Raw genomic sequence first — 12,384 nt, 5'->3', positions numbered from 1 at the left:
TCCCCTGGCTTCATCACAGCCCGTTACCGGACTGGATGCAGGGTTCAGTTCTGAGGTGGTGGCTAGCCGTTCCTCAGGTTGGACTTTCACCAAACTGGATAGCATGGTCTTTCTCGGCGCACTCTGGCCTATTTCCTCGCGTGGTATCTTTACCAGCGCACAGCTATCTGAGCACTTTAGCGAACCGCCCTCATCCTGACGGGTGAGTTGATAAAAATAAATGCGAGACGCCTCAAACGGTAAACAGGCACGGGGATTATTGTCAATGGTACTCCTTAGCATCCTCATGTTCGCGCTGGGGCTGGTTCTGCTCGTGAAGGGCTCGGATTTCTTCGTCGAAGCTGCAGCAACGATCGCCAAGAAATTAGGCGTCTCCGAGTTCGTGATCGGGCTCACCCTGGTGGCTGTGGGCACCTCCCTGCCTGAGCTTGCCTCTTCGATCTTCGCCGCACTCAAAGCTGAGAGCGACATCGTCGTCGGTAACGTTGTCGGCTCAAACATCGCTAATATCGGCCTGATCGTGGGTATCGGCGCACTTCTCACCGTAATAATGACGCGGCGGGAGATGCTGCAGCGCGATGGCTACATCATGCTCTTTGCCGCTCTACTCTTCTATCTCTTCAGCTTCAACGGCGTGATCTCGCGGTTCGAGGCGATGCTCCTTCTGCTGCTCTATGTGGCCTATGCCGTCTTCCTCTTCGAGATCAAGTCGAAATTCAGCGAAGAGGACACTCGGGCGTTCAGCGAATTCCTCAGCTATTTCCTCAAGTTCGAGTATTTCATCACCATTAAAAAAGGCCTGGGCCCATTCTTCAACCACAAAGCCCGGAATCGTGCGCGGTCTGAAAAGGAGCTCACGGAAGTGCCACGCTCCGGCCTGCTCAGGGATTTCGCCGTGCTCTTGCTCAGTGGACTCGCGGTGGTATTCGGCGCGCGCTTCCTGGTCAGCGAAGCGGTCTTCTTTGCGGAGTTCTTTGATATCCCCAAGACGGTGATCGGCATCAGCCTCATCGCCGTGGGGACCTCGCTACCTGAATTGGGCGTGACAGTATCGGCTGCTCGGCAGGGCTACGGGAACATCGCGATCGGCAACGTGATCGGCTCGAACATCGCGAACATCTTCTTGGTCGCGGGTGTTGCAGCGCTCGTCTCACCGATCACCGTGGTCCGCGCATCAATAATCTACAACGCGCCGTTTATGATCTTCATGAGCGTGCTCCTGTTGATCTTTATCAGGACCGGGTGGAAGATCACACGCCGTGAAGGGATCGTATTTCTCTTGCTCTACTCGCTCTTTATGATCAGTTTGTTCTCACGCATGCTGTCGTGATCGGCTGCTTGACTGACCACCCGACCAGGGCGGGAACACGATATAAATGGAAACGTTGCGGGGATTGTTGGATGAGATCGTGGTAGAAGCGGAGCGCAAGGTGGAGCAGGAGCTTTCGGGGCCCGCCGGAGCGATAAAAGCGCTCTTTTATAACCTCTTAATGCCACTCGTCTTGAATTTCCAGACCGAGACGGAATGCTACCACTTCCACTTTCTGCGTGGCGGCTCCATTTCATTACAGCCCGGATTGCATGAAGACCCCGATGTGATCGTTCGGGGTGAGCATGCCGAAATACTCTACCTACTCCGGAACCGCGATGCCGCGCGATTTAAGCATGATGAACAGACCGGGAAGATTCGAATCATCCCCCGATCCTTTCGCGGGAGCCAGGCGGTCATGAAATTGCGCGACCTCTTCTTATAAGCACGGTGGCAGAGCGTGCACGGTGGTACGAAGTTTTTTATAGCCCTTCCACCGCTCTTCAGTACAGAGACGAACGAAACATGCGCGTTAAAGAGAAAGTCACTGCATGGCTCACCCTGTCCCGGTGCACGATGTATTACTGGGCGTTGATCACCTACAGTCTCGGCGCGGCCATCGCCTATTCGCAGTATCAAACCTTCAACGGCACGGTCTTTGCGCTTGGTTATCTCTGCCTCCTGCTCATCGAGCTGAATACGGTCTTCATCAATGAGTATTTCGACTACCCCTCTGATCGGATCAACCTGAATGTCGGGCCGTTCAATGCAGGCTCACGTATGCTCGTGGAGGGGAGGCTGAGCTTCAGGGAAGTGAGGATCGGTATTGTCCTGATAGCCGTGGTGCTCTTAGGCGCTGGCGCGCTGCTCATTCGTGCGACACCGCATATTCCGACAGTGTATCTTCTTGTTCTGGCTGCGGTCGCCCTCTTCTTCGGCTGGGGATACACCGCGCCACCGCTGAAATTGAGCTACCGGACCTGGGGAGAACTCGCGGATGGCCTTATGAGCGGTCCCGCGACGGTGGTTGCCGGTTTTCTTCTCCAGACCGGGATCTGGACCGATCCAGTACCGTGGCTCGTCAGTACCCCGACCTTTCTCGCTATGGCTGTTGCCGCCGCGCTCCTTGCCATCCCCGATGCCCCAGCAGATAAGGCAATTGGGCGACAGACAATGGCCGTTCGGTTCGGATCACGAGCGACGGGGGCTATCTCAATATGGGCGGTTATACTCTGTGCCATTATCAGCGTTCTGCTCTGGGGATTTGGATTTATTCCCAATCCGATCGGAATCGCCATGCTTGTAATCGTTCCCCTGGCGTATAAGATCGTCCGACCACTACAGCAGGCAACAAAGACAAAGGACGAGGACATCCATGAGAAAGCGGTCAGTGAGATCGTGCCACCCCTGATCATCCTTATGACGCTCGTAGGGCTCATTCCGCTCCTGGCATTCGTACTCGGGTAACCAGCGGATTCCGGCCACGACCTCAATCAAAAGAGCAAGCGCAAAAGACTGACCAGCACCCGCGGATTCTTCCTGATGAGCAGCTCTTTCATGCACGCACGCTCGCTATACTCCTTGACCATGATCTCACCGCCCAGAGAGTGAAAGAACTGGGTGAGTGCAGGGTCATCCAACCGCGTCAGAACCTGCTTCAGCCGCAGGCCCGCAGTCAGGACTTTCCCGAATTCGCGCCGCCACCGCTTCTCGTAACCCTGTAAACCCCGTTTGGAGACGTCTCGCGCACGAATCGCGTTCGCAATGACCTCGCCTGCAATCGCGCCACCCTGGAGTGCCTGGAGGATGCCGCCGCCATTGGCGGGATTCACGTGTCGTGCGGCGTCGCCAACCAGAAGCAGGCCGTTGGCGACCGTCTCGTAGACCGGGCCGCTCAGCGGCACCGCGCCATAGCTCTTCGCGAGAATGGTGCCCTCAGGGAACCGCGTGGAAACGAACACATCGAGATAATCACGTGCGCGACGCGATTCACCTGACATATCGCCGCTGATACCCAGGCCAATATTCGCGCTATCCGGACCCTTAGGGAAGATCCACGCGTAGCCTTTCGGAGCGATGGCGCTGCCGAAGTACGTTTCATAAAAAGCGGTGTTGACCGTGATATTGCACATGAGATATTGCGCACAGATCGCGATTTCCGATAGCGGTAAACACGTATCCAGCCCGGCCCAGCGACCGATCTGCGATTCCACACCGTCTGCGCCCACAACCACATCCGCGCAGATACGCACCGGCTCGCCGGTTGTGGTTGCGTAGACTCCGTTCACACCGCCATCCGCCCTGATGAGTCCAGAAGCGCGCGTCTTTACACGTACCTCCGCGCCGGCGTGCGCTGCTTGTTGCGCCAGTGCTTTATCAAAGAGCCGCCGATCAACGACGTAGCCTAGCTCCGTTCCGTCTGCCACGGAGAGCACAATCGCGGTGCCATCCGGGCCGTAGAGGATCATGCCACGTGGCGCTGTGCATACCCACCGCTGGTCGATCTCGACGAACTGCTCGATCTCTTTGCTCACACCTTCCGCGCACCGCACTGGCACGCCGATCTCCGCATTCCGCTCGATCAAGAGCACATCAAGGCCCTGCTCCGCAGCCGTCTTCGCCGTGGAACTGCCTGCAGGTCCCGCACCGACCACCACGAGATCGTAACGCTCCGTCTGCATCAGACCACCACCACCACCGCTACGTGATAAGAAGTTGTAAAGGATTATGGCTCTGCTCGCTGTTGAAGATTACCACCCCCTTCCTCGAAAATGACCAAAGCTTGCTCTTTTAAGCTCAGATGGATCTGGTGCAAGCATTCATGCTCCACCAGCTAAGGTGGCAATGTCTCCGCTTTTTCCTCCGCCAATTTCTACCCGCGCTTCAAAATTTGAGCCGCTTCCTTTTGTACTCTACGGGGGGGGAAGGCCAATAGGCTTAAAGTAACATAAAAACCATTGTTATTCGTGTAGGTACATGACAAAGCAACGCTTTATCGTGGTAATCGAGAAAGATGAGGATGGCGTTTTTATTGGTACTGTTCCTGCAGTAAAGGGCTGCTATTGTTATGGGAAGACGCTCGACGAACTCATGGCGAATCTGAAAGAGGCAATTGAAACACATCTCGATGCTTTTCGAGCAGAAGAACAGGAATTTCCCGTTACTAGTGTAAGATTTCCAAAATAACAGGGTAACATTTATATGGGGGCAGTCCCTTACCGCATTTTATGCCATTCGTTAGCAAGAAGCCTAAATTAAAGGTGAGCGATGAGGAGCTTGAGATTTTGAGATCTGCCAGTCAATCTAGGACTATGCCCCTCAGAACGGTTGAGCGTGCTAAGATGATGCTTGGGTATCATAAGGGAGATACAATCGCGGCCATTGCGCGGAGTCTTGGCACGAACCGCAAGAAGGTAGAGCGGACGATTGATAAAGCACTCGCATTTGGTGTCAACGTAGCATTTGAGGACCTTCACCGGAAGGGGAGACCTAGGCGTATTTCATCCGAGGCACGGGCATGGATAATCTCCTTAGCGTGCTCAAAACCAAAAGATTATGGCTATGCTTCCGAACTCTGGACAAATCGGGCTTTGACGAGGCATATACGAGAGAATTGTTTCGAGCAAGGCTTTCCAGAGTTATACCGACTTTCTGGAGGGACAGTCTCAAAGATATTGAGTAAAAGCAATATCAAACCCCATAAGATCTCTGGATATATTGAACGTCGTGATCCTGAGTTTAAAATCAAGAGCGCGGCGATTCTCCACACCTATAAACAGGTAGAAATTCTGCGCGATAAAGCAAATAATGGAGAAGAGATGCTTACAGCGTATATTTCCTATGATGAAAAGCCAGGAATACAGGCAATAGGAAACGTTGCCCCTGATTTAGCGCCGATACCCGGAATGTATCCAGGTATAAGCAGAGATTATGAGTATAAAAGTTATGGAACGCTCTCTCTGTTGGCGAGCATTGATTTGCTCACGGGGAAGATTTATGTCAAAGTCTTTGACAGACACCGCAGTACGGAATTCATCGAATATCTTAAATATTTGGATAGCGTATTTCCACCCGAGATCAAACTCGTGATAACGCTCGATAACCATTCAGCGCATACCTCTAAAGAGACTCGAGACTATCTATTAACGGTACCAAATCGCTTCTCTTTTGTATTCACGCCAAAGCACGCCTCATGGCTCAACATTATTGAGTGCTTCTTCAGCAAAATGACAAGAAGTTTCCTCAGGGGCATACGAGTTTCGTCAAAAGCAGAACTCAAGGAGCGTATTCTCAAATATGTCGATGAGATAAATCAAATGCCTGTGGTTTTCAAATGGGAATATAAAATGGACGAGATTCCAGGTGGGTTAATGGCGTATGTTTAGTGGTATGATAAATAAGAAACGTTACACTAGATTCGCAGGTATCCAAGAGATAGAGCTAGAAGTGTAGATGGGATTAAGTTGGCGCTCGTTGCCGGATATAACAGCACGTAAACGCCCTTTATTAAGTTCTAATTTTACAGAGACACCTATGAAATTACCGCTAATTTCTGGCGAAGATATGTGTAAGATTGTCGCAAAATGGGGATTTGTGATGGTTCACCGGAAAGGTAGTCACACCGTTTGGAGACATGAATATGGTAGAACAACGACTATTCCGCTACATTCAGGGGACGATTTTCCAAGAGGATTGATTAAGAAGAATTTAAAGGATATAGAACTCCCGGTTGAAGATTATTTAAAACTAAGATAAAATCCTTTGATGTAGTGACCAATCAACGGTTTTATGAGCTAGTTGTTCTGGCTGGCGAGTTACCCTTCTCCGTTTCTTTCCGCTCAAGTCTTCTCTTTAGCCACTTCCGGATCTCCTCGAGCACAAAGATGAGGATCGCGAAGGGTATGAAGAAGAGCCAGTGCTTCAACTCCAGTGGGCCCGTGCCCAGGAATCGCTGGAAGAAGAAGAAGTACGCGAACCCGAAGATGAGCAGCAACTCAGTTGCGAACCCGATAAAGAGTGCCTTGTTCTTGAAGAACCCGATGGTAAAGACCGAATTCCTGATGCTCCTGCACTGCAGCCCGTTCGCGATCTGGCAGATGATGATCGCGGCCAGGCACATGGTCGTGGCCTTGATGTAGAGCGGGTCGGTGAAGGACAGCTCCATACCACGCACCCAGCCCCCCGCTCGCAGCACCCACCAGTAGCCCAGCAGCCCTGCCGCGGCCTCAATGGGACCAATAAAGCCGTAGGATCTGAGCAGTATCGGTACGGTCAGTATCCGCTCCTTCCGCGACCGCGGGGGGCGCTCCATAATGTCCGCCTCCGGTGGCTCGGCACCGAGCGCGATGGCCGGCACCATGTCTGTGCCCAGGTCGATCGCCAGGATCTGGATCACGGTCAGCGGTAAAGGCACGCGGAAGAGCACGTACACAATGAACGGCACGATCTCCGGGACATTGCTCGTGAGAATGTACGTGACGAACTTCTTGATGTTGTCAAAGACCGTCCGCCCCTCCATTACCGCGTCTACAATACTCTTGAAATTATCGTCGATCAGGATGACGTCCGAGGCCTCCTTGGCAACATCCGTGCCCGCGCCCATGGCGATCCCGATGTCCGCTTCCTTCAGCGCGGGCGCGTCGTTCACGCCGTCACCGGTGACCGCCACGACCTCACCCATCTCTTTTAATGCCTTTACAATATCCAGCTTGTTCTTCGGCGCGCTCCGCGCGAAGATGATCTCCGGGTTCCCCAGGATCGCCTTCAGCTTGCCCTTACTCATGCGGTTGAGGTCCGCGCCCTCGACGATCACCGGGTCACCCTCAATGACACCCGCCTCGCGCGCGATCGCTTCCGCGGTGAGCGCGTTATCACCGGTGATCAGCACGATCTTGATACCCGCCCGCTTACACTTCTGCACCGCCTCCCGCACTTCAGCGCGCGGTGGATCGATCATCCCCGCGAGTCCGAGGAAGACCAGATCATGCTCCACCTCTCCCGCGCTGTAGCGTTCCTGCACCGGCACTTCCCGGTACGCCAGTGCGATCGTTCGCAGTGCGTCCTTCTCGAAGCTTTCCGCAACGGCCTCGAGCCGCACCCTATCGGCTACAGACAGCAGCTGCTCCTCGCCCCCCTGCAAGATCCGCGTCGAGAGCGAGAGCACCGACTCCGGCGCGCCCTTTACATACGCAACTGCCGTACCGCGCTCACCACGGGTGATGGTGCTCATCATCTTCCGCTCGGAGCTGAAGGGCAGCTCAAAGAGCCGCTCTTCCTCCTCCGCCTCCAGTGCCGCTGCATTCGTGAGTTTCTTCGCGAGCACGAGCAGTGCACCGTCTGTGGGATCGCCAATGATCACATGCCGGCCCTCCTTCACGGTGAGTTCAGAATCGTTACAGTACCGTGCGGTCTTCAAGAACGGCTCGAGCGCGCCCATTTCCGCGTCTGGTACCGGCTGCCCGTTGGCGATGAGCGCGCCTTCCGGCCGGTAGCCCGAGCCCGTAACCGCGAACTCCTGCTCGTTCGCAAAGAGCTTGATGACCGTCATCTCGTTCTGGGTCAGGGTTCCGGTCTTATCCGTGCAGATGACCGTGGTCGAACCCAGGGTCTCGACGGAGTTGAGGCTCTTGATCAGCGCGTTCCGTTTCGCCATCCGCTGCGAGGCGATAGAGAGCGTCAGGGTCACCGTCGGCAGGAGCCCCTCCGGCACGTTCGCAATGATGATCCCGATGGCGAAGATGAAATTCGCGGTGAAATCACGGCCGATGACCCAGCCCGTGAAGAAAAAGAGGATGCCAAGCAAAATAGCAATGATCGAGATCACGCGGATGAAGAACGAGATCTCCTTCTGTAACGGTGTCTTTTCCTCCTTGATCTCCTGCGTGAGCCCCGCGATCTTCCCGAATTCCGTGCCCATGCCCGTAGCGAAGACCACCGCCTTTCCCGAGCCGGAGACGACGGTCGTGCCTGAGAAGACCGTGTTACTCGACTCGATCAGCTCACCCCGCTCCGGCACCGTGCTCCGGTTCTGCGGGATCGACTCACCGGTCAGAGGCGCGTTATTGACCTTCAACTCGTACTGCTCGAAGAGCCGCCCATCGGCGGGAACGCGATCGCCCTCGGCGAGCACCATGACATCGCCCACCACCACCTCGCGTGCGGGAATCTCCCGCTCCTGCGTGCCCCGGATTACCCGTGCTACGGGCGCGAGCATCCGTTTCAGCGCCTCCGCGGCCTGTTCCGCCTTGTATTCCTGATAAAAGGTGAAGATCGCGTTGATGAAGATCACCGCCACAATCGCGATCCCCAAGTTCAGATTGCCCTCGTTCGGCGATAAGTACTCACCGAGAAAGGCGAGTCCGCTGGCGACCCAGAGCAGGATGGCGAAGAAGTTGAAGAACTGCTTGAGGAACTTGATAGAAAGCGGAGTCCGTCGCTTCTCCTGGATCTCGTTCGGGCCGAAGGAGCGGAAACGGTTCCGCACCTCCGCCGCGGCCACGCCCTGTGGTGAGGATTCCAGCGCTGCAAAGACCGCTTCTATAGCAATCTCGTGGACATCGTCTAACTTTTCCATCGATATCGCTGCCCTTCTACTTCTCTCTTTTGCCACAATCACTCCCGCGACTTCCAGAGCAAGAGGTTTGACGGCGTTCTCCGAATGATCTCTTCCATCTCATTGCGTCCCAGAAACTCCTTGACCACGTTCCGCCTCAACGCTCGGACGAGCAGGAAGTCAAAATGGCCAGTCATGGCCTCGTCAAGGATGCCATCTGTTGCGTTATCGCAGACCCGCACATGCACCTCGGCCGGTATGCCGCCTGCATGAAGTTCGCTGATAAAGGGCGTGAGGTACTCCTCGCTTTCGCGAAAGATCGCCTCCTTCTCCTCCCGGGTATACGACCTGCCCGGTTCTCTGGCGCAGCGAAAGAGCGAGACCGTGAGCTCCAGGCTGCGAGCGAGCGTGGCGATGAGAAAGAGCCGCTCGGTGAAGTGGTAGTCTCGGTTGGAGACCGGAACAAGCAGTTTGCGGTGGTGCGTAATTGGTCGCGCCTTGACGATCCGTACGCCGATGACCGAGGCCTGAGCGTGCTTCATGAGCCGCTGGCCAAGAGTGCCGATGAAGAACCGACCGTCGCGCTCGCCCCTGAGCCCCGTGATAATAAGATCCAGCTGCTTGTCCCGCACCAGCTTATTCACGCTGCGCACCAGATCGGTCTCGACCGCGAGCTGCTCGGTTTCGACCCCCGCCTCATGTGCTCGATGCTCAATTTCATACACGTTTGCCGGGATCTCAGGATCACGGAACGCGGGAACAAGATATAATTTCGCGCCTGCCGCGCGCGCGATCAGAAGTGCGTAACTCGCCACGAATTTCGGCTCTATGCCCGAATCAACGATCATGACGATGCGCTTGTACATTACAGGAAACAAACCGGTATAGGTTTATATACCTGACGATAGCACGCGATTGCCGGGCCTCCGAAAGGGAAGGCGCTCATTTTAGATCGTGCTCATCGCGTATTTCGCCAAAAACTTCCTCGATTAAGTCCTCCAGGGTCACGAGCCCGATTGGTCTCCCCATCGGCGACTGGATCACTGCCATGTGCACCTTTTTCCGCTGCATCTCACGCAGCAAATCGTCCGCTTTTGTGCCCGGCGAGATCCTGAGGAGATCACGCATCAGCTCCGTCAGCGGTGCGCTCTTAGGCTTCAGGAGCGCATCCTTGACGAGCACCACGCCCACGAGATCTGCTTTATCTGCACGGTAGATCGGGAACCGCGAGTAGCCTGTCTCCGCTGCCAGCGCGATGAGATCCGCGACGGTACCTGACTCAGGAAGGCTGACGACCTTCTCGTAGGGGACGCGTACCTCTGCCACCTTCGTCTCGTCGAATTCAAAGATCTCCTCCACCAGCTTCTGCTCATCTTTCTGGATCGTGCCTTCGTGGACACCGAGCGCGATCAAGGTCTTCACTTCCTCCTCGGTCACCACCGCCCGCTTTCGGTGCTCCTTGCCCAGCAGCTTGAGCAGGACATCCGAAATGACTGAAAACACCTTCACGACCGGTAAAAAAAGTCGATGGACCAGGTACAGCAGCCGGGCCACGCGAAATGCAAAGGACTCGTTGTGGATCCCGTACGCTTTGGGAACAGCCTCGCCAAAGATCACGATGATCAGGGTCATCACCGCTGTCGCGATCCCGACCCCGATGTGCCCCACGAGCGCGGTGGCGACCGCGCCCGCGAGAACCGAAGCGGTGATGTTCGCCAGATTGTTCCCGATGACAATGGCACTGATCACTTCATCGGGCTCTTCGAGCAGATGCTCGAGCAGCAGCGCGTTCTTCTCACCACTGACCGATTTCTCCCGCACGTTCACGCGATTGACGGAGACGAAGGCCATTTCCGCAGCGGCAAAGAAGGAAGAGAGCATAATGAGGAGCAGGATAACAGGAATCACGATGAACATCGTCTGGTTCTATTCTTATTCCAACTCTAAGAAATGCGTGCGAGTATTTGAATCTGTGGCCTGATAGCCTGAAAATCGTCCCACCAGTACGAGGAGCACTGAAAAAAAGGAGTGGGGACGATCATGTGCTCCCTATAGCGCGCCCTACCTGGCTTCCGGTTGTAGCCGCTCTTTCAGATAGATACGCCGCTACGATGGCTGGCCCTGCCGGTGCGTTGTATATCTTAAATTCGTGCAAAAAAGCGTTGGTTGTCGGTTCTCGTTACGTGTGCTGTTGTGTTGTGCCAGTACCGGAATAACAGCTTACAGTAGCTTCAATAAACGGTATCACTGGAACAGAGTTCGACTTCCAGCAAGCGTTCGATCCTCCTGAGAGCTGTGAAGGACGCAGGGTGCGCAACGAAGACCCTGCGAATGCACGAAGGTTTACTACTTGCTTACCTTCTCTTTTACCGTCTTCATGACGTCGTCTTTTTTTTTCCGCTACTTTTTGGGGGATCGCTTCCGCGCTCACGTCTTCCACGTCTTCTTTCAGTTTGCTACCAACTTTCTTTGCTTCCTCTTTTAGTCCCATTTTTATCACCTCCTTTTGGTTACGCTACTATCCACTGCTCATAGTGGAACAGTATAAAAAAAGAAGTTGAGAGAGATTCCCTTGCGGAACCTATCTCAGCCTCATTGTTACGAATGGCTCGTTACTTCTCCTTTGTCAATTTCTCTTTCAGGTAATCCGCGACGATGTCTTTGCTTCCCCAGCCGAGCGCGATGCCTAATGCGACGGCAAGACCGATCCCAAGGCCCCACGCCAGCGGCACGAGGAAGGTGTAGATGATTGAGGTGTCAATGAGCATTTGATCCAGTGCCAGTGTGAGGATCAGCAAGGTGAAGAGCGCCCGAAGTATGGGTACTACAATATCGCCGTAGCCGACTTCACGGGTTTTTAGTTGCTCGCCAAGCCAGTCCATGAGGAAATCAACGAGGATAAGGCCTATGACCAGCAGGAGAAGACCAGCAATGAGATGCGGGATGTATAAGACGAGCTTATTCATAAAGTCGATGAGCAACTCTATTTTCAGCACGTTTATCGCGGCCATGATGAAGATGATGTAGATGAACCATCGTACGAGGATGTCAAAGAGTTTGGCGGTAGTTATACCCGATGATTTGACGGCATCACCTATAATCGTTTTGTCCAGGGCCGGGCCGATACCAATTTTGTCAATTATCGTACCGACGATTTTCCCCGCTAGCTTGCCAACGAACCAGCCAATGAGCAGTAGGATCAGCGCAGCAACGATCGCCGGTATCCATTCGATCATGGTTCCAATTGCGGTCGCAAAACTTTCCATAATGGTGTCTATTATTCCCATGTCTATCACCTCCTAGTTGGTTGAGGGCTAGTATGCAAAAAACAGCCCCAACACTTGAAAGCAAGTGTGTAATAGTATGTTATGCTCCTGGTATATAAAACTATCGGGTATTGCAGTAGTTCCGAAAGGGGTGAGTTTCGAACACCAGCAAGACCACATTATCATGGAACCGCGAATGAGAAACGAGATTGAGGTCGCGGGCAAAGGTTTGATGAGCACGAAGGCGAGATCGTCTG

General features: G+C 54.2%; 12 protein-coding genes. 6 read left to right on the top strand and 6 right to left on the bottom strand.

The window, feature by feature from the left end:
* Nucleotides 1-265 precede the first annotated feature (265 nt).
* The 3 genes from ENN68_05555 to ENN68_05545 all read left to right on the top strand — a co-directional run bounded on the left by ENN68_05555 (nucleotide 266) and on the right by ENN68_05545 (nucleotide 2,776).
* Entirely contained in the window at nucleotides 266-1,330 is a 1,065-nt protein-coding gene (locus ENN68_05555) for a calcium/sodium antiporter (GenBank protein ID HDS45543.1), read from the top strand.
* Nucleotides 1,331-1,376: 46 nt separating this feature from the next.
* Nucleotides 1,377-1,754: a hypothetical protein gene (locus ENN68_05550; protein HDS45542.1), complete on the top strand. Its 378-nt coding sequence runs from the start codon at nucleotides 1,377-1,379 to the stop codon at nucleotides 1,752-1,754.
* A gap of 80 nt (nucleotides 1,755-1,834) precedes the next feature.
* The gene (locus ENN68_05545) at nucleotides 1,835-2,776 is read left to right on the top strand and encodes a prenyltransferase (protein HDS45541.1); all 942 of its coding nucleotides are present in this window, start codon (nucleotides 1,835-1,837) and stop codon (nucleotides 2,774-2,776) included.
* Between the two features lie 26 nt (nucleotides 2,777-2,802).
* On the opposite strand, the gene ENN68_05540 is transcribed toward ENN68_05545, so the two are convergent.
* The gene (locus tag ENN68_05540; protein HDS45540.1) at nucleotides 2,803-3,990 is read right to left on the bottom strand and encodes an NAD(P)/FAD-dependent oxidoreductase; all 1,188 of its coding nucleotides are present in this window, start codon (nucleotides 3,988-3,990) and stop codon (nucleotides 2,803-2,805) included.
* Between the two features lie 295 nt (nucleotides 3,991-4,285).
* Here ENN68_05540 and ENN68_05535 point away from each other — a divergent pair, with 295 nt between their 5' ends.
* The 3 genes from ENN68_05535 (at nucleotide 4,286) to ENN68_05525 (ending at nucleotide 6,064) form a co-directional block, all read left to right on the top strand.
* The gene (locus ENN68_05535) at nucleotides 4,286-4,495 is read left to right on the top strand and encodes a type II toxin-antitoxin system HicB family antitoxin (GenBank protein HDS45539.1); all 210 of its coding nucleotides are present in this window, start codon (nucleotides 4,286-4,288) and stop codon (nucleotides 4,493-4,495) included.
* Between the two features lie 41 nt (nucleotides 4,496-4,536).
* On the top strand, nucleotides 4,537-5,694 hold the full coding sequence (locus ENN68_05530) for an IS630 family transposase (protein ID HDS45538.1): 1,158 nt from the start codon (nucleotides 4,537-4,539) through the stop codon (nucleotides 5,692-5,694).
* 67 nt (nucleotides 5,695-5,761) lie between these two features.
* Nucleotides 5,762-6,064 carry an addiction module toxin, HicA family gene (locus ENN68_05525; protein ID HDS45537.1) on the top strand — a complete coding sequence of 101 codons (303 nt, stop codon included), beginning with the start codon at nucleotides 5,762-5,764 and terminating at the stop codon, nucleotides 6,062-6,064.
* Between the two features lie 31 nt (nucleotides 6,065-6,095).
* Here the strand turns inward: ENN68_05525 and ENN68_05520 are convergent, their stop codons facing one another.
* The 5 genes from ENN68_05520 to ENN68_05500 form a co-directional block, all read right to left on the bottom strand.
* Nucleotides 6,096-8,882 (bottom strand): cation-transporting P-type ATPase, encoded by a 2,787-nt coding sequence (locus ENN68_05520; protein ID HDS45536.1) that lies wholly within the window; start codon nucleotides 8,880-8,882, stop codon nucleotides 6,096-6,098.
* Nucleotides 8,883-8,920: 38 nt separating this feature from the next.
* Nucleotides 8,921-9,727, bottom strand: coding sequence for a universal stress protein (locus ENN68_05515; protein HDS45535.1), 807 nt, complete (start codon nucleotides 9,725-9,727; stop codon nucleotides 8,921-8,923).
* A 76-nt stretch (nucleotides 9,728-9,803) separates the two neighbouring features.
* Complete coding sequence (locus tag ENN68_05510) at nucleotides 9,804-10,778, bottom strand: HlyC/CorC family transporter (GenBank protein HDS45534.1); 975 nt, start codon at nucleotides 10,776-10,778, stop codon at nucleotides 9,804-9,806.
* 262 nt (nucleotides 10,779-11,040) lie between these two features.
* A complete protein-coding gene (locus ENN68_05505) occupies nucleotides 11,041-11,352 on the bottom strand; it encodes a hypothetical protein (GenBank protein HDS45533.1) in 312 nt (103 codons plus the stop codon).
* Nucleotides 11,353-11,473: 121 nt separating this feature from the next.
* Nucleotides 11,474-12,148: a hypothetical protein gene (locus tag ENN68_05500; protein HDS45532.1), complete on the bottom strand. Its 675-nt coding sequence runs from the start codon at nucleotides 12,146-12,148 to the stop codon at nucleotides 11,474-11,476.
* Nucleotides 12,149-12,384 lie beyond the last annotated feature (236 nt).

Source organism: Methanomicrobia archaeon, from assembly GCA_011049045.1.
Lineage (GTDB): Archaea > Halobacteriota > Syntropharchaeia > Alkanophagales > Methanospirareceae > JACGMN01.
Note: the sequence above shows the minus strand (reverse complement) of the source record. Positions and strands in the feature narration are given on the sequence as shown.